Genomic DNA, 23,994 nt, shown 5'->3' on the forward strand with positions numbered 1-23,994 from the left:
GAAATATTTTTCAAAGAAAATCCTCAAAAGCTGTATACAAAACTAATGAAGGCCACAGAGTTTCCTTTACAATTTTCAAATAAGGAGGAATTTGAGCAAGCCGCAAATGAATTAAGTTACCCACCCAATGAACTTCATCGCGATTTAGAGCTGCTGGCTCGACTGAATTTAGAAGCAAAGCTTACATCACCTACTAAGTATAAAGACGCTAAATTGCTCATAACACAATTAGACGCCATTGCATCAACCACACTTGAGCAAGCCGTCGTCATCATGCTTAAAGCGCGAATTAAAGGCCGTCAAAACCAAGAATATAATCAGGTGATTGTTGAATCAAATAATGCGTTGAATATGGTTAATACAGATGTCAGTTTAGAAAGTACGCTATTTAAATCAACACTTCATGAACAACTCAGCATGTTACATTCATTGCTACTTCAACCTACGCCGGCATTTTCTCACTTAAATCGTTACCGCGATATCGCTTACCAATTACACAATAATTATTTTATCTCCGATGCCGAAACCCAGTTAGGTCGTTATTACAATCTTAATGGCGATCAAGCCAAGTCACTCCAGCACTACAGTGAAGCATTTCGTTTAGCCAATAGTCTGGATTACCCCGGAATTAAAGCTCATACACAACTTAATCTTGCGCGTACATACCGAGATTTAGAACAATGGGATGATGCCCTAAAATATGCCCATAATGCTGCCGAAATACTTCAAGCGATAGGTCAAGATGTCTACCTAGCAGAGACCTTGACGGTCATCGCAATGATTTACGCTGGCCAAGATCAATGGAATAAAACCATCGACTATTATTTAAATGTCCAGCAAGTTAATGAGCGTATGGGAAATGAAATCGCCATAGGGCTCACATACCACAACTTAGGCGAGGCTTACTTCAAATTAAATAATATCCAAGCAGCATTGAACGTAATGCAACGTGCAAATGATATATTTAGAGCTCGGAAAGTAGAACATTACTTAGTCCATAATGAACTACTATTTGCCCAAATAAATACCAGTGAAGGCATGTGGAATGAGGCTATTGATCATGCGAGCAAGGCTATTGAACTGGCTAAAAAGAAACATTTAAATGATGTGCAAACAGAAGCATTAGGCTATTTATCTACCGCATATCGCAAAACAAACAACCTCAATGCAGCACTTGCAACAGTCGATGCCATTGTTGAGCTGATCAACACATCGCAACAAAAAACCGAACAAACAAATGATTTCTCTGAACTCACTGAACAAAAATTAAAATTCGAACTGGGTTTATTACGTAATAAACTACATCAACAAACGGCAAAGAATAAATATAGTCAATTTATCATTTTAGTATTAATTCTCGGTTTCAGTATTGCGATTATCGTGTTGTTTTTTATCTACAGAAAATTTCAACAGCGAAATACCTCATACCTTAACGCCCAACATTTAAATACCATAGACCCGATAACGCAAGCCCAAGGTTATAGGGCGTTTATTCAACGCATCAGCACTCTTAAACACACTGAGTCTAAAACGATTGCGTTAGTGAATATCAATAAATTAAACAATATTGATATTCAACTTGGGCTCACTGAATCTATCGCATTGATGCAAAATTTTAATAGCCTGTTCAGTAAACACCTCGACACTGAAGTGTATATAATACGTTCAGGATTGATTGCATGTTATTTCGATAAGCAATACGACGCAGAAAATATCTTACATGCTGTAATTGATTGCCTTAAACAATTACATGAGACCCAATTTACTATACCAAATTTTGCTAACATATCCGCGGTCCAACATGCCAGTATTGGTCACATTAATTTGCCACTACTGGGTAACCCAGATGCCAGCATCAGTGCTGAATTACAATTTGAAACATTGCAATACGCACTTGCTGCAGCCATGGAAATAACTGAGCAACCCGCTTATGTGTCATTGCGACCACTTAATTTCGCTCCAGCGGCTGTTTTTATGCGCCCACTTTATTTAAATCTGACTCAAGCACTTAATCGCGGCATCATTCGTGCAGAAAGTAATCGTAACACCCAAGAGATCAACTGGCCGAAAAACTAATTGATTAATAAACATGCTATTGTGACCAGTTATGAGATTTTGTACGGTAATTGGATTTGCTGCACAACATTATTGAGATAATATTACTATAATGTTAATCGATGATATGTTAATTACTATAATTCGATTTGCCGTCTAAATTAATATCCTAATCACGGCAATAGATGCCTTTAGCTGAAGAATGAAAGTAGGCACTGCAAAATGAAAGAGTCAAATACAGCGATAACTCAAATTTCGTTGATGAAGCAAAAGCTCCATGCAGCTAAACTTGCTCTCGAAGAAATAAATATCGATCGTAATGATAAATTGAAAACATTAATTCAATTTATCACTCATCTGAGTCTTGCTTGTAAAGGGCAAAACTTAGAACTCGATAATAAACTGGCTAAATTGCGCCATCATATGCACAATTTTGAGCAAATTGACGAGGCACTACCTGAACTCGTCGATATCGAAAGACTATTAAAATCTCAATATAGCCATACCATGACTCGTTTAGAAGACAGTCGTAATGGGCTCAATCGAGTGATCCGTCAGATCCAACGAATTAACTCTGCGCCAGACAAACTCAAAAAAGAAATCACCTACTTTAAACAAGAATTAGGCAAACCATTCCATACTGTATGGGAATACATTCCCAAAGTTGAAAAACTGATTTTTTTCTATGAAGAAATTTTAAAACACGAATTTGCTGATGCCGACAATTACGAAATTTTGCCTCACCATATTCAGCTAGCTAAAGAGCTTGCCGCTAAAATTGCTGAAATTGAATTTAGAAAAGATCAACGGGACCAAATTCTAGTCATAAAAGAAGTGTTACTTGGTGATATCAGCTTAAATAACTTACTGGATTCTTACCAATCGATATTAAGCTTACTATTAGAAAATATTGCTCGCGAAAAAACCGCATCACAAGACTTTTTATTTGCCCTCAATGATGCTCTGACTATCGTTCGCGATGTGGTCAACAACACCCATAACAACAACCAACGTTGTGAGCAACTTAAAGGTCAATTAAATAAAGAAATCAATTTACGCGTCAATAACGCCGACGAGTTAGTGGTAGATGCAGATGATCTTAACCAATTAAAGATTCAACTGACGGTGCAGTTATCTTCACTTCGCGATTCACTGTCTCGTAAAGAGGCACTGGAACAACGTGAACAAACCATTTTACGTAAATCAATAGAGACAATGCGTAAAGAGCTCAATTCAATGAGCCAGGAAGCGAATAGTTACAAAGAAAAGCTATTTGAACATCAAAAGCTCAACCTACTCGATCCGCTTACCCAATTAGCAAACCGTACTGCGTTAGAAGATCGCATGGAGCAAGAGTATCGCAACCATGTCCGCTTTAAAACGCCACTGTGGATAGCCGTTACAGACATAGACCACTTTAAAGGCATTAATGATAGCTTTGGCCACAGTACCGGCGATAAAACCCTGCAAGTCATTGCTATGGCGTTAAAAAACTCATTACGCGATAGCGAGTTTGTTGCTCGTTATGGTGGTGAAGAATTTGTATTACTATTACCTGATGTTACTGATGAACATATCTCTCAATTATTGAATCGAGTGAGAGAGAAAATCAAAAATATTCCGTTTAAGTTTAAAAATCAGAGAATTACAGTTACATTATCTATAGGTGCTGCACAAGTAATGGAAAACGAAACGCTTGAAGAAGCTTTCGAAAGAGCAGATGCTGCATTATACCAAGCAAAAAACAACGGCAGAGACCGAGTCGTTATTGATATCTAGCCTCCCAAGACAGTTTTCTTTGGACTCGGCATCAAACACTCGAGTCCAAAGGAGTTGCTTATGATAGTAAAAATTAGTCCACGTGGTAGTCTAGATCAGCTTTCTCAATTAGAAGTCGAACGTCTGAAACAAGGTGCAAAAAGCGACCTTTACCAATTATATCGAAATTGCTCACTCGCGGTGTTAGCTTCAGGCCTTATCAGCGACAGTTCCGAAGACCTGTTTAGTCGCTATGAATCTTTTAGCCTTAATATTTTACAGCGTGAAAGAGGCATCCAAATTGAACTCATCAACCCTCCTCTACAAGCCTTCGTCGACGGGGAAATCATTGTCGGTATTCAAGAACATTTGTTTGCAGTACTCCGCGATATTATATACATCAGCAATAAGTACGAAAATTTAAAGCATATTGACTTAAGTAATGCCAGCCACATTACCAATGTGGTGTTTGATATTTTACGCAATGCTCAAGCAATCTCGCCAATGAAAGACCCTAATGTGGTGGTTTGTTGGGGAGGACACAGCATCAATGCTGTTGAATACCAATATACCCGCGATGTCGGTTACCAACTTGGGCTACGTAGACTGGATATTTGCACCGGTTGCGGCCCTGGTGCTATGGAAGGCCCAATGAAAGGCGCGGCGATTGCCCACGCAAAGCAACGAGTTCACAACGCCCGTTATATCGGCTTAACCGAACCCAGTATTATTGCTGCTGAGCCCCCAAACCAAATTGTTAATGAATTAGTCATTTTACCCGACATAGAAAAGCGTCTAGAAGCCTTTGTCCGTTTAGGCCATGGTATTGTCATTTTCCCTGGCGGCGCGGGTACGGCTGAAGAACTACTCTACTTTCTTGGTATCTTATTAAATAAAGAAAATTGCCATGCATCCTTTCCACTGGTATTAACCGGACCTGCTGAAAGTGCTGAATACTTTGCCGTTATCGATGAATTTATCGGGGCAACATTAGGCGAAGAAGCACAGAGTAAGTATCAAATCATTATCGGCGACCCTGCCAAAGTGGCGCAAATAATGAAGCAAGGCATGGAGCAAGTAAAAATCTATCGCAAAGAAAAATGTGATGCTTACCAGTATCAATGGTCACTCAAAATTGAACCCGAATTTCAATTACCCTTTGCGCCGACCCATGAAGTTATGGCAAATTTGAATCTCTATTTTCAAGAAAATAAGGCAGAACTTGCCGCTAACTTACGTAAAGCGTTTTCAGGTATTGTCGCCGGTAACGTAAAAGGCGATACCATCAAGTTAATTCAAGAGTTTGGTCCCTTTAAGATTGAAGGTGATGCTAAGCTCATGCTAATGATGGATAAGCTATTAAACGCTTTTGTTAAACAACAACGAATGAAACTGCCAGGCAGCGCTTACGTGCCCTGCTACGAAATAATAAAAACAAATGAATAAATTACTCATTATTGATGGACTCAATCTCGTACGCCGCATTCATGCGGTGCTACCTGATGAAAACGATATTACCAGCGTTCAAGAAAGTGTTTTAGCAGCATCAAAAAAAATGCTGTTACAACATCAACCGACTCATTGCATTGTCGTTTGGGATGGCAATGAGCCATCTTGGCGCAAAACGCTGTACAGTGATTACAAAAAAGGTCGTAAACCCATGCCGACGGCATTAAGTGATGGCCTGGTAAATATCAAAGCCACATTGGCTGAACACGATATCAATTCTTTCGACGCTCAATCTGAAGCCGATGATGTTATCGCCACCATCGCGATGAAAATGATCAGCAACAAGGGTGAAGTGATTATTGTGTCAACCGACAAAGGCTTTAGCCAGTTACCGACCAAAAATCTCACCTTGTGGGATCACTTTAATCAGCAAGTCTTTGATGTTGCGCAATATGAAAAGAAACTGGGAATAGAGCAATACCAAATGCTCGACTTTATTGCATTAGCGGGTGACAGCGGCAATAAAATTCCCGGAATTATGGGCATAGGCCCAAAATCTGCAGCGGATTTACTCAATAAATTTAGAACGCTAGCTAATTTATATCGTTCTTTAGATAACCTTGGCGCCAAGCAAGCACTTAAATTAGCCGAAGGAAAAGAGATTGCCAGAATTAGTTATAAATTAGCGCAGTTACAATGCGATATTCCACTGAATATTAATTTGAAACAATTTAGGATCAATCCAATAACAAACTAATGCCATAATAAGCTAACCTCTACTCTGGATAAGGGATGGGCTAAAGCGTTAAAAATAAGTGTATTTAACGTCTGCTATCACTCTTGCTATTGATGTTGCCAAGGGTTTTAACATGATAGTAGGCTTATAGTAAGTCGATACAATACAGATAACAAAAAAGTGTTATTTGATAACCGTTTATTATCCAGAGTTGAGTAAAAACACATAACCTCAACGGTATTAATACCATAACGGATTACACAGATTATGAATGCAAAAGTGACGTATATCATCGGTGGAATTTTCACTGCCTATTTACTGTTTGTTGCCGTGGTAATTTTTGTTTATGAACCACAGCCAGAAGACCGAGCATGGGATGATCGCCAAGCATTCAACTTACAAAAAATGAGTGAAGTCAGCTTTGGTCAAAGCCTTGATGAGATCAGAACATTATTAGGCAGTGCAGATTTTGTCGAAGCCAAAACCGGCATTGATGGACAATATCAAGTGATGTATTACCGTACCCACCACATAAAATCAGACGGTGAAACCACTAAAGAAGAGTGCACCCCATTGTTATTTAGAGATAATCTGCTGATTGCATGGGGACAAGACACTGAAGATCAATATTTTGCCGTGCCAATAACCCATCAAGAACCACAATAGTTGCTTATTTGTCTGTGGTATCAATAACAAAAAACGCCCTATCGGTATCAGCATAGGGCGTAAAAGTTAATTCAGATCAAACATTGATAGCCGTTTTAATCTACTTTTTATACTCCTGATAAGCTTCACCTTGGCGGAGCCAATCTGGGGCTTGCTCACCCTTTAAGTAATGATCGAAGTACTGCTTCATCTTAATGGTATAATCAAGTTTATTGGGATATTTTTTCAAATGATGTGGCTCATCTTCATATTGTAAAAACACCACATCCTTGCCTGCACGACGCATTGCCAGATATAGCTCAATACCCTGCTCCCATGGTACAGCATCATCTTTATCACCAAACATAATCATCATGGGTGTTTGAATACGATCGACATAAAAAATCGGCGAGTTTTCAATATACTTTTGTGGTGCCTTGAACAGACTCTCGCCCATTCGACTTTGGCCCGTTTCATATTGAAATTGTCTTGCTAGCCCTGAACCATGGCGAATACCACTATAAGCACTGGTCATATTCGATACCGGAGCACCAGTCACAACAGCTTTAAAGATATTGGTTTGGGTTACCGCATAAGCACTCTGATAACCGCCCCAAGAATGCCCTTGAATACCAACAGCATCAGGATCGGCAATCCCCATCGCTATCAATTTTTGTACGCCTGCGGTCAGTGCTTTTACTGAAGAGATCCCCGGATAACCTATCTCGAAACGAATATCAGGCAAGAAAATCGCATAACCATTGTCTGCATACCAAGCAAAGTTAGGTCGATGATTGAGCTTCATATCAGGAAACGCATGTAGCCTATCGCTCATAAACCGATAGAAATACACTAAGGTTGGATACTGTTTACCGGCTTGGTAATTTGTTGGCTTAATGAGTACCCCATCCATGTTAACACCGTCACCATCTCGCCAATGTACTAGCTCCGCACTGCCCCATTTAAAGGGTTTACGCTGCTTATCCAGTTGGGTCACCTGTTGGGCGTTCTGTGGTGAGGTATTAGCTGCAATATATAAATCAGGATATAAATCATAGCGCTGTTTCGAAAACACCACTGTCGAGGCTTTATTAGCTCTGGCAAGCAACGTTAATTTACTGTTGCTTTCGGTTAAGCGCTTCACACCAGCAACACCCATTTGGGCGCTGAAAAAACCGTCTGCTTTTGATAGATGACTATAACCTTGCAATAGCACAGTTTCAGCATCACTCACTACTGCGGGTAACAACTCATCCTTCACTAAACCAACAAGTCTAAATTGAGTTTTCTGCTTTCGCCCTTCGCCATTGGTTAACATAAACCCTTGGTTCGATGCGGTATTAAACTGCCATACATCATATTTATCATAAACGGTTATCGCACTATCATCAGTTAACCAAGGGCCAAAACCGTAACCGGGTGCAGCACTGGGATAGTCATGGTCTTCATCAGCAAACGGTGTCGTAATATTAGCAGTCAAATTAACCCGACGTTGAGATGCAATGTCTAACAGAAACACGTTACCTTGCTGATAATAAGCCAGAAACTTAGCATTCGGTGACAGAGTCGGCATTGCATCACTAGGTTGCTGAGTTAACACTGGAATTTTATTACCGTTGTTTACATCAACCAAATACACATCACGATAAAAACCTGCCCAGGTGATCATTTTTTGATATGGCACATCTGAACTGGCCAATAAAAAACGCGCTTGCTCACCATAAGTAACATCTGGCACCACTTGATCAGCTAATTGAACTAACTTATTTGAATCTAAGTGTAAAACCGCTAAATAAGTGCGTTTTAATTCTTGCTCATATTCTTTGACTTCTTGAGGCTTAATTTTGGCATCATCACCATGCCAAATGCGTAGCTGCTTTTTCGCCGTGATAATCTCTGGATTAAACACATCATTGGCATTTTGATAATCAGCTAATTCAGCTTGCTGAGCAACTTGGGGAACTCGACCAACATACAAACGTTGACCGTCTTTTGAAAACTGTAAGCTTGAATATTGGTTATATGTCCAAGCTTCAGACTGGGCAAATTGCTGTTGTTTATTCTGCTCTACATCAATAAGCAACATGTTGTGCTCACGGCCATAGCGTGTCGAACTCGCAGCGCCTTTCGTCACGGCAACATATTGACCATCATCGCTGATCGCTAATGCTTCAATATGTTCATCGCGACTACCATAAAGCTGACGCTGTTTTTGGTCATCCAATGCTACCAGAACTATCTGGTGCAGTTGATTTTCACCTTGATTAACGACTGCAACAAAATGATTACCAGCTTTATCAAAAGCAAATTGGGTCACATCAGATAGCTGGGTGTGTTGATTGGTAGCCAGATTAATTAACCGAACATCAGAGCCTTTATCTGCTTCCTCAATTTCAGCATCAGTATCATCTTCAACCTTAGCAGTATTTTCGGCAACCGTTGGTTCAGAGATAATAGATTTAGAAGCTTTAGACTCAGAAGCAATGGATTCAACAGCCTTAGATTCCGATAATTCAGATTTCTCATCGGTAGACTCAGGCTTGCTAATTTTAAATTTTAAAACTAAAAAATGACCATTGTCGCTAAATAGGGCAGATTCAACATTCTCAAACGTCTGTTGCTTACCACTTTGAGTATTCAGTAAGACCACTTCATGGGGTAAATCGGCTTTCTTCTTGGTTTCTCGCTCAAATAAGTTCGCTTCAATGGTCGCCAACACAAATTTGCCATCAGCACTGACATTCACATCGGTGCCATTGGCAATTTCATACTGTTTACTGTTATCACTAAAACGGATTAATGCACGACTATCGCCTCTATCAGGAGTAGCCTGTACCGCAATCACGTTGCCATTATCAGAAATAACCGGCTGTTGTAAGGTTTCAAAATGCATAATGTCATCAAGGGACAGTGCACGTTGTGGAGCCGCATGGGCATTAAATGACAGACAGACTGCCAATGGAATTAAATTGAATAATTTCACAGTTTTCCTCTAATGGTAACGTTGATTGATTATTTTTATAGATCACCGTAATAGATCATCGTGTTGGATTATCTCAATATTGGCTAGCTAACGTTAAGCCAACCAGCAAAAGACATGACATGCGACCAAAGTCGTCTTTATAAAAAATGCTTACAGAATAAGCTAATGCTGCCAATAAAACATTGAACCGCAGATAAATCTTCAGCATTAAGATACTTTACAAGTAAACGATTTGTAATAAAGGTTCATAGTAAAACAATCAAATTAGAATTGACTTAAAAATAACGGAAATAATGTGATAATACTCACTATTTTCTGTAAATAAACATTAAAAGTCGTTAAAATACGCCGCAGAAAAACGACGCTTTTTATCGTCACCTAGCCGTGCCATATATGCGGTCTATCAATTGCAGTAACCACAACCGTGGAAGGACTATTCATGTCAAAACGTACAATAACCGTGATCCCAGGTGATGGGATTGGCCCAAGCATTATCGATTCAGCATTGAAAATCCTCGACAAAGCAGGATGTAACTTTGAATATGAATTTGCAGATGCAGGGTTAACGGCGTTAGAAAAGCACGGTGAATTAGTACCACAACGTACATTAGACCTTATCGAGAAAAACCGCATTACGCTTAAAGGACCTTTAACCACACCTGTCGGTGAAGGTTTTACCTCTATTAATGTGAGCTTACGTAAAAAGTTCAGTCTTTATGCTAACGTGCGCCCGGTGATTTCATTTAAAGGAACCCAAGCGCGTTATGAGAACATTGATATCATTACCGTGCGTGAAAACACTGAAGGTATGTACTCAGGCTTAGGTCAAAAAATCTCTGACGATGGTCAAACAGCCGAAGCGACCAGTATTATTACTCGTCAAGGTGCAGAGCAAATCACCACATTTGCTTACGAACTTGCTCGTAAAGAAAATCGTAAAAAAGTGACTATCGTTCATAAAGCTAACATCATGAAATCAACTTCAGGTTTATTCTTGAAAGTGGCACGTGAAGTGAGCTTGCGTTACCCAGACATCACCACCGAAGAAATGATTGTTGATGCCACTTGTATGAAACTGGTTATGAATCCTGAAAACTTTGATGTTATTGTGACCACTAACCTATTTGGCGACATCTTGTCTGATTTATGTGCCGGTCTTGTGGGCGGTTTAGGCATGGCTCCAGGTGCAAACATTGGTCGCGATGCCGCTATTTTTGAAGCGGTACACGGCAGTGCACCAGATATCGCAGGCAAAAACTTAGCCAATCCAACCTCAGTAATTTTAGCGTCGATTCAAATGCTAGAGTACTTAGGCATGTCTGATAAAGCTGAGATGATCCGTAGCGCTGTATCGGCTGTTATTGAAGAAGGTGACCGTACTACCCGCGATTTAGGCGGCACTCACGGCACTACCGACTTCACTCAAGCAGTACTCGAGCGTCTAGGATAATTCTATATGGTTACGTTAATGACTTAGTTATCTGTCATTAACTAAAAAGCCCCTTATGCAGCGTTGCATAAGGGGCTTTTTGTTAGCGGTGCAATAGTATTTTTATGCGTAGCTCACACCCTTTTCAGGGAATATCCATAAATGCACGGTCACTTCATCGCGGTCATGATAAAGGTGCTTACACTGCATTTTAAAATCAATTTCATTTTCAGTTAAAATGGCTCCAATGGTTTCTAAAATGACGCTAACTTCTTTATAGCGGCTTTTCATTGGTAACTTAAGATTAAAAATAGCTTCTTTAAACCAACCATTAATCGCCCAAGCTTCCATTAATTCAGCAACTCGGGCTGGCTTTTCAACCATATCACACACTAACCAATACACATTTTTACGCGGTGGCTCAAAACGAAAACCATCTGCACGGTAATGCTTCACCTGGCCTGTTTCCATCAACTTCGGATCCATTGGACCGTTATCAACCGCAGCCACCATCATCCCACGGCGAACTAATTGGTAAGTCCAACCGCCAGGACAAGCGCCTAAATCAACGGCATTTAACCCACTACGACAACGTGTTTCTTGTTCTTCTTTCGTTAAAAAGGCTCCAAACGCTTCATCTAACTTAAGGCTTGAACGACTTGGTGCATCTGCAGCCATTCTTAACCGAGGAATACCCATAAAGTGTGGCGAACTATTGTGGCTTAACGAATAACCCGCATACGCTTTGCCTGGCCCGATAAAACACACATGAATAATAGGACGGCGGTCACTTTCTGCGTTAAGCAATGCGCCGCTCTTTTTTAAACCTTGACGTAACGGCACTGTCAATTTACGACAAAATGCAGATAATTCTTTTGCTTCATTGGTGTCAGGCGTTTCAACGCGTAGCTCACCACATTTTGACAGCGCGGCCAATGAAGCCACAATAGGCCCGACTCGATCTTGTTCAGGTAAATCACTCAACAACTCACCCGCGGCAAACATCTGACGCGCAAAAACTAATGAACTAAGCGCCAATTCCTTAACTAACGTATCGGCACCATTATCGTCAAAACATTGATAAATCACATAGGCATCGTTGATGTTGGTTTTAACAAAACCACCCACATTTAATTCTGTTGCCCGTTGTTGAATTTCTGCCGCACAGTCTTTTTCATAGCCTGAGCGACAAAATAGGAATAGGTTTTTCATTTGGAGCCTTAGCGTAAGGATATTCGCATAATAGCGAGACAATAATCTCGCTATTATACTCAAAAATGCTCAAGGTGGGAGAATTTAGCTAAGGCATTATTTTGCTGATTTTGCATGCCAAATCGCCGCAGCAAATAACAACCACCCCACTAAGAAGCATAACCCGCCCATAGGCGTAATTGGGCCAATCCATTTAGCCCCCGTAAAAGCATAAAGGTATAACGAACCAGAAAACAATATTATCCCAGCAATAAAGCTATAAGCAGCCCAGTTGATCAACTTAGAGGGGATCCAATGAGCAGAAAAAGCCAACGCAATCAATCCGAAGGTATGATAAAACTGATAATCGACCCCGAGTTTAAAAATATTCACTAATTCCGGTGGTGCGATAGTGTTAAGCCCATGTGCAGCAAAAGCACCCAGTGCTACAGCCATAAAACCACTTAATGTGGCAAATAATAATAGATCTTTATTCATTTTACTTAACCTCATACAACATAAACCGACAATGCATCATACTATTGAAGCAAGCTGGTTTTCGTGACTCCAACCATCACCATCGTTATTAATGCAGGTATTAATAACTATGGTGACGTTAATAAAAATATCAGCATAATAGACACCGCATATGCGTAAAACATCGCGTTACAGCATTAACCTACTCGGGTAATAAACTGACGAATATTCTCAATGGCATGATTAAGATTGCCCTCAAGGGTATAACCAGACGATTTTCGCGGTTGTAAACTATGGTCGCCATCACCAATCCAAGAGACTTCTGCATGTTCACCCAAAGCCCAATTGGGTACTTGTTGAAGGTCGCCAAATTTATCGCGTTCACCTTGAACAATCAGCATCGGAATGGAATTGTGCTGAATAGGCGCAAGTCGTGGCTCTCCACCTTTGAGGGGAATAAATGGGTAGCCCAAACACACAATTGCACTAATTTTATTTGCAACATCGGTAATAAGGGGCTGTTGTAGTTGATGGTCAGAGCTGGTCAATATCGCCGACATGCGACCGCCCATTGACTTACCCATTAAGATTATCCGCTGACAATTGATAAGACCAAGAGCCATTTTTTGTTGAATATCAAGCAGCACCTGTTCATAGTGCGCAAGTAATTTAGGCGCTCGGTCAGGCGGACGACGTTTACCATCTTGCATATTGGCTTGCATATACAAGAAATTAAATCGGTACACTTGATAGCCTTGAGCGATTAACTTATCGGTCATCGAAGTCATATATTGATGATGCATATTCGCACCAGCACCATGAGCAAAAACAATCAAGGTGTCACTTTTAGAACCTTGCAAAAGAAAGTCTTCAGCTAATACTGGCGTATTATCCGGTAAGTAACTCACTACGCGACTCCTCGGCAAACATATCGACCATCCACTCTCTAAAAGCTGAAATTTTACCAATCTCAGAATGGTTTTGCTGACACACTAAATAATAAGCATCTTTGCTCACCAGCACCTCAGAAAACGGACACACTAAACGCCCAGCTTTGATATCAGGTCTTGCAAGTACACTATATCCTAATGCCACACCTTGGCCATGCGCAGCAGCTTGTAACACTAATGAAGAATGACTGAATATCGGCCCTTGATTGACATTGATGTCAGTAACACCACATTGCCTAAACCATGCCTGCCAATCTTGGCGACTGGAATCATGTAATAGGGTATGGAGCTTTAAATCACTCGGTTGAATTAATGGCTTAGGGCCATTGAGTAATAATGGTGAGCATACTGGAATCAGCACTTCATTACGCAGTTTATCAGCACGTAATCCAGGCCAGTTACCTTGACCGTAATAAATCGCCACATCGACATCATCCGTTAACGAACTGGCATCGCTGTCTACCGCTTTAATACGCACATCAATATCAGGATTTTTTTCGCTAAACTTAGCTAAACGAGGCACTAACCATTGAATAGCAAAACTCGGAGACATACTTACGGTTAACGATCCTACCGCGCTTCGGGCAAGCAGGCGATTAGTTGCCTCGCCGAGTTCAATAAAAATGTCTTTAATGTCCAGAAAATAGCTTTGGCCTTCTTCTGTTAACAATAATGATCTATTTTTACGTCTAAACAGTTTTAGCCCTAAAAAATCTTCTAATGCTTTAATTTGATGACTCACCGCAGCCTGAGTGACAAACAACTCTTCTGCGGCGCGGGTAAAGCTCAAATGTCGTGCTGCAGCTTCAAATGCTTTAACTGCATTCAAAGGAGGTAATCGTCTAGACATAGTGATCAATCTCTCGTTTTTTAATTAGTTTTTCTAATGATTATCGTTATTTTTTGTCGTTTGTAAAGAACACTGTGTTTGGTTAAATTAGCATCATTGAAAATACAGTTGGACAATCTCTACGATGTTACTGGGATAGTCCGGCAAATGTGACTTATTAGCCTGGAGGCTCGTCCCCTATGTTCAACCTAAACACTATTTTTGCAGTCGCACTATTATCCATATTGGGTTTATCTTCTGCTCAAGCGACTGAACTAGAACCTATCGATATGATCGATTTACATGCTGAATTATCACAAAGCATTGAAGCGATGCAAATTGATATCAATAATGATGTTAACAGCATTTTAATTGCTGACAATGATGAACAACAAAAAACTTCAGAAGTGGTTCAAGCTAACTAGAGCTAGCTCATCTTAAGCACGTTACTGAGACAATAAAAAACCGCATTAAATGCGGTTTTTTATTGTCTGTGATTCATCTCACTCAAAGCGTATTACTGTTTAAGCTCACCGCCAAAACTAACACTAACGTGGATAAATCCCTAAAAATAGACCAAAGTCACGACACCGCAAAGACGGTGTCGTTTAGACAACTTAAGGGCGATACACTTTAACGTTAGTATAGCCCTTTTCTACAAGGTATAAGGCTTGCAGCTTACTCATTACGCCACGATCGCAATATAACAAATACGTTTTAGACTTATCTAAATCGGCAAATTGGGTGGCTAACTTAAAGAATGGAATCGCTTTAACCATTACATTATCAATTAATAATGGGCTACGTTCTTCTTCTTCAGGTGCACGAACATCAATAATTATTTCGCCAGAAGCGACATCGTTAACCGTTTCGGTCTCGGTCACTTGTTGGTTCATTTCAGCTTCAATATCGCGAATATCCATTACCACTGCAGATGCAACCACACGGTCGATTAAATCTTCAGAGAATTTAAGCTCTTCGGCTTCAACCTTAGATAATACCGCTTTAACCGTAGGTTTTTGTGAAATAACACCACAATACTCGGGAATAGATTTAGCAAAATCTTCAGTGCCAATAATACGGCTCTGATTAATAATATCTTGTTTGTCCATTGCGATAAGCGGGCGTAAAATCAATAAATCGGTGCTGCGATCGATAACATTTAGATTCGTCAGTGTTTGGCTAGATACTTGACCTAAGCTCTCACCTGTCACCAGTGCTTGAATACCGTATTTGTCAGCAATGCGTGTTGCTGCTCGCATCATTACACGCTTAAGTACCACCCCCATCTGACCGTTATCAATACGCTCTAAAATCTCTTCAACTACAGGCTCAAATGGCACCGACACAAAACGTACTTTGTGAGACTCACCGTACTTCTTCCATAGATGGTAAGCGACTTGCTTAACGCCAATTTCGTGCTGAGCGCCACCTAAATTAAAGAAACAGTAATGGGTACGAGCGCCTTTTTTAATAAACTGAAAACTCGACACACCAGAATCGAAACCGCCCGAAATAAGCGATAACACATCTTCTTGGGTCGCCATCGGAAAACCACCCAAACCTTGAATACGACGCTCAACCATGTAAAGCTTATCTTGATTGATTTCAAGATTAACGGTCACGTCAGGGTCTTTAAGTTTTACCCCTAGCGCCTCAGTGTGTTGATTTAATCCGCCACCGACATAACGCTCAACATCAATTGAATTAAAGTCATGATTACCAGAACGTTTTACGCGGACACAAAAAGTTTTACCGGCAATTTCATCGCGGTACTTTGGTAAAGCTTGCTGATAAATATGATCGATTGAATCAAAAGTATACTCACTCACTTGCACCACGTGAGCAATACCTGGAATACACGCTAGTCGCTCTGCAAAAACGTCACATAACTCCGGTTTATCGCTCGGTACTTGCACGATTATACGATCGTATAAGCGTTGTACTTTTGCACCTTCATCCACATTTTTAAGCACATTACGTATATTAGTTTCAAGCATTTTGGTAAAGCGCATTCTTACCGACTTGCTCTTCATCATAATTTCAGGGTACAGCTTTACAATAAACTTCATGGGGCGTCCACAGGTATCACCATCAAATAGCACTACACTCGGTTTTGCTAAATAAAAAAGACAGTAATACCTTGATAATAAATTAAAAAAACAGCACAGCTCTATTTTCTAGATGTGTGTATAATCCAGTCGATAGCATAACGTATGCAATAATTCGTCGATTATACCAAATGATGCCTATTAACCAAACATATTCACTTTTTTATCTGTTATTTGTTAGTAAAAGCGCTGTAAGGCACATTTATAAAACAAAAAAGCGCAATCTCTTTAACTTGTAGAGATTGCGCTTATCTTTTGATGGCAAACTATTGAGTTACAATTATTTCATTCGACTCTTTCGCTTTGCCTTGTTCGATAGAGATTTCTACCCGGCGGTTTCGAGCCTGATTTTCAATAGAATCATTGGCGATTAATGGTCGATTAGACGCCTCGCCAACCACTTTCATCCTTGATTCATCAAAACCAGAAACTCTTCTTAATTCATGAGCCACAGCCACAGCTCGTTGGCTTGATAGTTCCCAGTTTGAACTGTAAAGCTCATTATTAATATCAGCACCATCAGTGTGACCCGACACCGTAATAATCCCAGGGACATCTTTTAATAATTCACCAATTGAGCGCACAATAGGTTTGAACTTAGGTTGTAAAAAGCCTGAGCCCGAAGCAAAAGAGCCTTTCTCACGGATACGGATAATAATTTGTTGGCCTAAAGATTCAATTTCAATGGCGCCATCGACAATTTCTTCATTGAGTTTTTCAGCCATTTTTTTAACTTGATCATTAATGTTTTCTTGCGAAGAGGCAGCGTCTTTTTTAACGGCTTCAGCTTCTTGTTGCGCTGTTGCGGCTGCATTGCCACCGCGTTGCTCACCATTCTGTTTTTGAGTCCCACCCGCGCTGTCTTCTTCACCCGCCTGATATTCTATCGTCGGCTGAGTCATTTCATTGGTTTGTTGATTAATGATCTCTATTGGAGTGGGATCGGGGCGACCTGGGCGGAATTCAAGCGCAATAACAGACGTCCCCTTAGGAATGTCTTTTACTTCAACTTTGTTTTGTACCCCGAATGCATACTTCATTGAACCAGCGATTTGTTTAAACTTCATCACGTCCATTTCAGAGAACGCTAACAACAACACGAAGAAACACATCAGCAACGACATTAAGTCTGCAAATGTGGCAAGCCACATAGGGGCGCCAGCGGGTGGACAATCACACTTGGCCTTAGCCATGAGTTACTCTCCGTCCGTTGTATCGATTTTTCGCACACTTTCAGCCAAATAGTTCTTCAAAAAGCCTTCAATAACCCGTGGATTCTGTCCATCTTGAATCGCTAATACTGCATCCATAATTAAATTACGATTAAGCAATTCTTCATTCATCCGCAATGATAATTTATCTGCCATCGGGATGGCGATCATGTTGGCAATCACCGCGCCGTAAAGAGTCGTTAACAATGCCACTGCCATTGAAGGTCCAATAGACTTTGGATCGTCCATGTTAGATAGCATCGCCACTAAACCAACTAAAGTACCAATCATGCCCATTGCAGGTGCCACATCGCCCATGGCTTTAAAAATACCCACCCCTGTTTTGTGGCGTTCTTCAGTTAATGCGATGTCTTTTTCTAATGCGTTGCGCACCACATCACCGTCATGGCCATCAACTAACATATCAACGGCTTTTTGCATAAAGGTGTTGGTAATAACCGCTTCTTCTAATGCTAAAAAACCGCCTTTACGGGCAGCATCAGCCATGGTGACAGCTTGTTCTATCAAGTCTTCAGGTTTATCTAATTTAAACATGAAGGCTTTCATACCAATCTTTATTGAACCTAAAAATTGCTTTAGGTTAAATTTCATCATCACCACAAATAAAGAGCCTGCCACAACAATCAAAATTGACGGTACATCGATAAATAATCCGATACCACCACTGGTGATCATCGCACCAATAATAAATGCAAAAGCACCGATAATACCTATTAGGGTAGCTAAATCCACAACCTCTCCTCAATCGCAGTCATTATGCTGCTTATTTGTGCTACTTCCATCGTGCTGTTAGCGCACGTTATATGATCCGAATAATCCGACAGCATTTTGTGTTGATAACAATGCCCATCGTTATGTATTACAGCAAAAGTTTCAATACTATTTTTGCTAGCAAATTTAAATCATGACTTGTTATCGGACAAACTTGGCTCAAGTTTAGCTTGTTTTTGTACATTCTAAACAAAATTCAATAACAAAGCGTGCTGTTGAGCAAATAACCAGCGACTGTATTTGACCGATACGCTGGGCTGATATACCTTGTCACACGCTGAATGAAAGGAATATTACTCGTGGCTAAAAAACCTGAAAATCTCAGTTTTGAACAATCATTAACTGAACTTGAAACCATTGTTGCTCATTTGGAGCAAGGTGAAGTGTCGCTGGATGATGCACTTAAGCAGTTTGAGCGTGGCATTAAGTTAGTACGTCAAAGCCAAGCCAAACTTGAGCAAGCACAGCAAAAAGTCTCTATCTTATTAAATGAAGATGATGCCGAATTAGCGTCGTTCACTGTAGAAAGTGAATAATCGTCAACATAGTGTGTATTAAATAATAGGTCTTGATACGTGTTAGCTGAAGCAATAACAACATACCAAAATCGCGTTAATGGTATTCTTAACCAACATTTAACGCTGCTCGATGACGCTGCACCAGATTTAAAAGCAGCGATGCTCCATGGTGCGCTATTGGGTGGGAAACGCATAAGACCATTTTTGGTCTACAGTGTAGGTGACATGCTCGGTGTCAATATCAATGCACTTGATAAAGCCGCGGCTGCTATTGAGTGTATTCATGCCTATTCATTAATACACGATGACTTACCGGCAATGGATAACGATGCACTTCGTCGTGGCCAACCAACTGTTCATATTGCATTTGACGAAGCCACCGCGATTTTAGCCGGTGATGCGTTGCAAACATTGGCTTTTGAAATTATCACAGCCCCTTGTAATGACTTACATCCGAAGCAACAACTGGCGATGGTCAGAGTACTCGCAAAAGCTTCAGGGTATCAAGGTATGTGCGGTGGGCAGGCGATTGATCTGAGTGCAACAGATCACAGTATAAATTTAGACCGATTAACCGAATTACATAATAAAAAAACCGGAGCGTTAATCAGTTGTGCGGTTGAGCTTGCCTTAATCGCTGCTGACGTACCCGATGAGCATTATAAATTAATGATGAAATATGCCCATACGCTTGGGCTCGCTTTTCAAGTGCAAGATGATATTTTAGATATTACTGCTAGCACCGAAGAGCTAGGCAAACCACAAGGCAGCGATCAGCAATCGAATAAAAGCACGTTCCCGAAACTATTGGGTCTCGATGGTGCCAAAGCCTGTGCAGAACAACTAATACAAGATGCACTATCAGCGCTGACTAAATTACCATACAATAGCCAGTTAATTGCAGACTTCGCCCACTACATTATTGAGCGAAGATTATAATAAAGAGTCAGACAATCTCGCTATGAGCTTCGATATTTCTAAATTTCCAGTACTAGCGAAAGCTAATACACCAGAAGAATTAAGGAAGTTACCTCAAGGTTTACTTCCTCAAGTGTCTGATGAACTCAGACAGTTCTTACTTCAGTCTGTTGCTATTTCTAGCGGACATTTTGCTTCTGGCTTAGGCACAGTTGAATTAACTGTGGCACTTCATTATGTCTACAATACCCCATTTGATCAGTTAGTTTGGGATGTAGGGCATCAAGCTTATCCACATAAAATCCTTACCGATCGTCGTGAACAGATGCATACCATTCGACAAAAGAATGGCTTACATCCTTTCCCATGGCGTGAAGAAAGCCCATACGATACGTTTAGCGTGGGTCACTCTGGCACCTCTGTTAGCGCCGCCTTAGGTATGGCGATTGCTGCAGGTAAAGAAGGTGCGGGTCGAAAAGTGGTTGCTGTGATTGGTGATGGCGCCATGACCGGGGGAATGGTGTTTGAAGCCTTAAATCATGCTGGCGACTTGCACAATGACATGCTCGTGGTACTGAATGACAATGAAATGTCAATTTCTGAAAATGTTGGCGCGCTTAATAATCATTTGGCACAGCTGATGTCAGGTCGTTTTTATACCACCATTCGAGAAAACAGTAAAAAGGTCCTTAAAGGGATGCCGGTCATTAAAGAAATGGCTAAGCGTACTGAAGAGCACCTTAAAGGCATGGTGGTGCCTGCAACGTTATTTGAAGAACTAGGGTTTAATTATATTGGCCCAATAGATGGTCACGATGTTGATTCGCTCGTTGAAACAATGCGTAATATGCGTAACCTCAAGGGTCCACAGATACTGCATATCATGACCAAAAAAGGTCGTGGTTATGAGCCTGCTGAAAAAGATCCTATCGGCTGGCACGCGGTGCCTAAATTTGATCCTAGCCAGTTTAAGAAACCGACAACAAAACCAGGTTTACCAACGTTTTCACAAGTATTTGGTAAATGGTTATGCGACATGGCTGCCACAGACGACAAATTAGTCGCTATTACGCCCGCTATGCGTGAAGGCTCAGGTATGGTTGAGTTTTCGCAACGATTCCCAAGCCAATATTTTGATGCTGCCATTGCCGAACAACATGCGGTCACCTTATCCGCAGGGTTTGCCTGTGCAGGTCTAAAGCCTGTGGTTGCTATTTACTCGACTTTTTTACAGCGCGGATACGATCAACTTATCCACGATGTGGCTTTGCAACGTTTACCAGTATTATTCGCTATTGACCGTGGTGGTATTGTTGGTGCAGATGGCCCAACTCATCAAGGGGCATTCGATTTAAGCTTTATGCGTTGTATTCCTAATATGATCATTATGGCGCCATCAGATGAAAACGAATGCCGTCAAATGCTCTATACAGGGTATTGCTATCAAGATGGGCCGACTGCGGTACGTTACCCTCGAGGGTTTGCGACTGGGGCTGAACAAGTCGAGGCCATGACATTAATACCGATAGGTAAAGGGGTATTAACCCGTCAAGGTCAAAAAATTGCCATTGTTAACTTTGGTACCACACTTGAAGCTGCTACCTATGCTGCTGAAAAACTGGATGCTACCATTGCCGATATGCGCTTTGTTAAGCCACTAGATTTAGCCTTGCTTGAACAACTTGCCAATAGCCATGATGTTATCGTTACCGTTGAAGAAAATGCGATTATGGGTGGTGCGGGTTCTGGAGTGATTGAAGCATTACACAAAATGCGGATCGTGAAACCTGTGTTACAGATTGGTTTGCCTGATGAATTTATTCAACACGGCGCACCTGATGAAATCATCACGGATCTTCAACTTGATGCTGAAGGTATTTTAGCGCAAATCCAAGCATTTATGGCTTAATATTCTACTGTTATTACTGGCAGAGGATCAAAAAAGGACTGAAAATTCAGTCCTTTTTTATCGCTCGCGTTCTAGTGATCATAGTGCACGTAACTATGATAAATAGCACTATGATAAATAGCACTATAATAAATAGCACTATAATAAATAGCACTATAATAAATAGCACTATATGAATAGCACTATGTTGAAGAATACTATAATGCTATTGGCTACAGCTCTAGTGTCAACAAGCGAGTATTATTGAGATTAACGTTATCGTTAAGCTTCAACATCCACACTGCCACCGCCTTGAGATACCATCACCATCGCAGGACGCAGTAAACGGTCATTCAATAAATAACCTTTCTGCATGACCATCATGACAGTGTTGGCAGGAAATTCAGCACTTGGCTGCATCCCAATAGCTTGATGATGTTCAGGGTTAAATGCTTGGCCTTGTGGATCAACTTGAGTTACACCAAACTTTGCCACCGAGGTTAAAAAGCCTTTCATGGTCAGTTCGACACCCTCATAAATCGCTTTAGTCGCTTCATCTTCAGGGTTAGTCCCCTGTAAGGCGCGTTCCATATTATCGATTACAGGTAAGAGTTCGTTAGCAAACTTTTCCAAGGCAAACTTACGTGCTTGCTCGACATCTTTTGCCGCGCGAGTACGAATATTCTGTGTTTCTGCCGCTGCGCGCATTTCAACATCTTTACGCTCAGCTAACGCAGTTTCAGACTCAGCCAATAGTTGCTCTAGTTCTTCAATTCGAAAATTTGCTTGGGTTACTTCATCCATCAAACTTGCCTCATCAGCCACAACTTCAGGAGTTACAGCTTCTTCCACTTGATCTTGCGATGTGTTGTTCGATTCGTTGCTCATTTTCACTCCAGCTAAAAAATGCGTTATTTCGTATTCTACGACAATAAAATAAAGTGGCCATTTACTGATAAATTAACAGCAAATCTCACACTTCTAATAAGTTTGAGTATATTATGGGGATCAATTCTTATGTTTCAAGGCCTAAAGGCATAACAAACTCGAATATGACTAAAATGTTCCAGACAATCGGTCTCATCGGTAAACCACATCATCAAGGGACTAACCTCACGTTAACCCGATTGCATCATTGGTTAAGCATGCAGGGCTTTAGGGTTATCGTTGAAGGACGAGTCTCTGCAGAGCTGGGGGTAGATGTTTGTTCAATGGACCTACTTGAAATGGGTGAACATTGTGATTTAGCCATCGTGGTTGGTGGTGATGGTAATATGTTAGGTGCAGCCCGAGTATTGGCGCGTTTTAATGTTGCCGTGATTGGTGTAAACCGGGGTAACTTAGGTTTTTTAACTGATTTACCTCCTGATAACTTCGAAGAAGCCTTGTCTAAAGTGCTCGGCGGTGAATTTGAAACTGAACACCGTTTTTTACTGGAGGCTGAAGTTCACCGTCACGGCAAAATAACCGCCAGTAATACTGCCGTCAATGAAGCGGTACTTCACCCTGGCAAAATTGCTCATATGATCCAATTTGAGGTGTATATTGACGAGCAGTTTATGTATAGCCAACGTGCTGATGGCATGATTGTGTCTACACCAACAGGTTCTACAGCTTATTCTTTGTCAGCTGGCGGTTCAATATTAACCCCTAATCTTCAAGCACTTATTTTAGTGCCTATGTTTCCTCACACCTTGTCATGCCGACCCATTGTGGTCGATGCATGTAGCATCATTAAACTAGTGGTATCACCTGATAATGGTGAAAACCTCGAAGTCAGTTGTGATGGCCATGTTCATTTAGCCGTATTACCCGGTGATGAAATTTTTATTCGCCGCTCAAATGAACGCCTAAGACTCATCCATCCCAAAGGCCATAATTATTTTCACGTATTACGTAACAAATTAGGCTGGGGAAGTAAACTTTTCTAACTGTTTGAACTCGATCACAACACCGTCGCCTTTCTAGTGAGCCTCTTCACATTACCAAATGCTAATTAATTATATTGTAAGCCAATCGGTAACTCGCTTGGTTTTACTTTATATGAATTGTTA

General features: G+C 40.8%; 20 protein-coding genes. 11 read left to right on the forward strand and 9 right to left on the reverse strand.

The features are described from left to right. The first annotated feature begins 45 nt into the window (after positions 1-45). The 5 genes from AAEY94_RS15640 (at position 46) to AAEY94_RS15660 (ending at position 6,664) form a co-directional block, all read left to right on the forward strand. Positions 46-2,076 (forward strand): tetratricopeptide repeat protein, encoded by a 2,031-nt coding sequence (locus tag AAEY94_RS15640; RefSeq protein WP_350979205.1) that lies wholly within the window; start codon positions 46-48, stop codon positions 2,074-2,076. A 201-nt stretch (positions 2,077-2,277) separates the two neighbouring features. Next, on the forward strand, positions 2,278-3,834 hold the full coding sequence (locus AAEY94_RS15645) for a sensor domain-containing diguanylate cyclase (protein WP_350979206.1): 1,557 nt from the start codon (positions 2,278-2,280) through the stop codon (positions 3,832-3,834). 60 nt (positions 3,835-3,894) lie between these two features. After that, positions 3,895-5,259: a nucleotide 5'-monophosphate nucleosidase PpnN gene (ppnN, locus tag AAEY94_RS15650; RefSeq protein ID WP_101086494.1), complete on the forward strand. Its 1,365-nt coding sequence runs from the start codon at positions 3,895-3,897 to the stop codon at positions 5,257-5,259. Further along, the gene (gene xni / locus AAEY94_RS15655) at positions 5,252-6,019 is read left to right on the forward strand and encodes a flap endonuclease Xni (protein ID WP_350979207.1); all 768 of its coding nucleotides are present in this window, start codon (positions 5,252-5,254) and stop codon (positions 6,017-6,019) included. Before ppnN ends, xni begins: the two co-directional genes overlap by 8 nt. A gap of 246 nt (positions 6,020-6,265) precedes the next feature. Beyond that, positions 6,266-6,664 (forward strand): DUF3192 domain-containing protein, encoded by a 399-nt coding sequence (locus AAEY94_RS15660; protein WP_162023583.1) that lies wholly within the window; start codon positions 6,266-6,268, stop codon positions 6,662-6,664. A 100-nt stretch (positions 6,665-6,764) separates the two neighbouring features. On the opposite strand, the gene AAEY94_RS15665 is transcribed toward AAEY94_RS15660, so the two are convergent. Then, complete coding sequence (locus AAEY94_RS15665) at positions 6,765-9,626, reverse strand: S9 family peptidase (RefSeq protein WP_350979208.1); 2,862 nt, start codon at positions 9,624-9,626, stop codon at positions 6,765-6,767. A 439-nt stretch (positions 9,627-10,065) separates the two neighbouring features. Between AAEY94_RS15665 and AAEY94_RS15670 the strand changes: the two genes are divergently transcribed. After that, the gene (locus AAEY94_RS15670) at positions 10,066-11,076 is read left to right on the forward strand and encodes an isocitrate dehydrogenase (RefSeq protein WP_182751234.1); all 1,011 of its coding nucleotides are present in this window, start codon (positions 10,066-10,068) and stop codon (positions 11,074-11,076) included. Positions 11,077-11,178: 102 nt separating this feature from the next. Here the strand turns inward: AAEY94_RS15670 and rlmM are convergent, their stop codons facing one another. From rlmM to AAEY94_RS15690, 4 genes are all read right to left on the reverse strand, one after another. Beyond that, positions 11,179-12,267: a 23S rRNA (cytidine(2498)-2'-O)-methyltransferase RlmM gene (gene rlmM, locus AAEY94_RS15675; protein WP_011638229.1), complete on the reverse strand. Its 1,089-nt coding sequence runs from the start codon at positions 12,265-12,267 to the stop codon at positions 11,179-11,181. Between the two features lie 96 nt (positions 12,268-12,363). Continuing rightward, positions 12,364-12,744, reverse strand: a complete 381-nt coding sequence (locus AAEY94_RS15680) for a DUF423 domain-containing protein (RefSeq protein WP_350979209.1) — start codon at positions 12,742-12,744, stop codon at positions 12,364-12,366. Between the two features lie 176 nt (positions 12,745-12,920). After that, the gene (locus tag AAEY94_RS15685; RefSeq protein ID WP_350979210.1) at positions 12,921-13,631 is read right to left on the reverse strand and encodes an alpha/beta family hydrolase; all 711 of its coding nucleotides are present in this window, start codon (positions 13,629-13,631) and stop codon (positions 12,921-12,923) included. Further along, positions 13,612-14,523, reverse strand: a complete 912-nt coding sequence (locus tag AAEY94_RS15690; protein ID WP_011638232.1) for a transcriptional regulator GcvA — start codon at positions 14,521-14,523, stop codon at positions 13,612-13,614. Before AAEY94_RS15690 ends, AAEY94_RS15685 begins: the two co-directional genes overlap by 20 nt. A gap of 179 nt (positions 14,524-14,702) precedes the next feature. On the opposite strand from AAEY94_RS15690, the gene AAEY94_RS15695 reads away from it, so the two are divergent. Then, positions 14,703-14,927, forward strand: a complete 225-nt coding sequence (locus AAEY94_RS15695; protein ID WP_162023587.1) for a hypothetical protein — start codon at positions 14,703-14,705, stop codon at positions 14,925-14,927. A 192-nt stretch (positions 14,928-15,119) separates the two neighbouring features. On the opposite strand, the gene thiI is transcribed toward AAEY94_RS15695, so the two are convergent. The 3 genes from thiI to pomA all read right to left on the reverse strand — a co-directional run bounded on the left by thiI (position 15,120) and on the right by pomA (position 18,577). After that, positions 15,120-16,574, reverse strand: coding sequence for a tRNA uracil 4-sulfurtransferase ThiI (thiI, locus tag AAEY94_RS15700; protein ID WP_350979211.1), 1,455 nt, complete (start codon positions 16,572-16,574; stop codon positions 15,120-15,122). A 305-nt stretch (positions 16,575-16,879) separates the two neighbouring features. Then, a complete protein-coding gene (locus tag AAEY94_RS15705; protein ID WP_101086486.1) occupies positions 16,880-17,806 on the reverse strand; it encodes a flagellar motor protein MotB in 927 nt (308 codons plus the stop codon). Positions 17,807-17,809: 3 nt separating this feature from the next. Continuing rightward, the gene (pomA, locus tag AAEY94_RS15710) at positions 17,810-18,577 is read right to left on the reverse strand and encodes a flagellar motor protein PomA (protein ID WP_101086485.1); all 768 of its coding nucleotides are present in this window, start codon (positions 18,575-18,577) and stop codon (positions 17,810-17,812) included. Between the two features lie 338 nt (positions 18,578-18,915). On the opposite strand from pomA, the gene xseB reads away from it, so the two are divergent. From xseB to dxs, 3 genes are read left to right on the forward strand one after another with little or no spacing between them, the layout of a single operon-like run. After that, on the forward strand, positions 18,916-19,152 hold the full coding sequence (xseB, locus tag AAEY94_RS15715) for an exodeoxyribonuclease VII small subunit (protein WP_011638237.1): 237 nt from the start codon (positions 18,916-18,918) through the stop codon (positions 19,150-19,152). A 39-nt stretch (positions 19,153-19,191) separates the two neighbouring features. Next, positions 19,192-20,073 (forward strand): (2E,6E)-farnesyl diphosphate synthase, encoded by an 882-nt coding sequence (gene ispA, locus AAEY94_RS15720; RefSeq protein ID WP_011638238.1) that lies wholly within the window; start codon positions 19,192-19,194, stop codon positions 20,071-20,073. 22 nt (positions 20,074-20,095) lie between these two features. After that, a complete protein-coding gene (gene dxs, locus AAEY94_RS15725) occupies positions 20,096-21,961 on the forward strand; it encodes a 1-deoxy-D-xylulose-5-phosphate synthase (RefSeq protein WP_101086484.1) in 1,866 nt (621 codons plus the stop codon). A gap of 261 nt (positions 21,962-22,222) precedes the next feature. Here dxs and grpE read toward each other — a convergent pair whose 3' ends face one another. Beyond that, positions 22,223-22,828 carry a nucleotide exchange factor GrpE gene (gene grpE / locus AAEY94_RS15730; protein ID WP_162023589.1) on the reverse strand — a complete coding sequence of 202 codons (606 nt, stop codon included), beginning with the start codon at positions 22,826-22,828 and terminating at the stop codon, positions 22,223-22,225. Between the two features lie 164 nt (positions 22,829-22,992). Here grpE and nadK point away from each other — a divergent pair, with 164 nt between their 5' ends. Beyond that, complete coding sequence (nadK, locus tag AAEY94_RS15735; RefSeq protein WP_350979212.1) at positions 22,993-23,871, forward strand: NAD(+) kinase; 879 nt, start codon at positions 22,993-22,995, stop codon at positions 23,869-23,871. The last annotated feature ends 123 nt before the right edge of the window (positions 23,872-23,994 follow it).

The sequence above is a fragment of the Shewanella sp. AC34-MNA-CIBAN-0136 genome, assembly GCF_040309945.1.
In the GTDB taxonomy this organism is placed as follows: domain Bacteria; phylum Pseudomonadota; class Gammaproteobacteria; order Enterobacterales; family Shewanellaceae; genus Shewanella.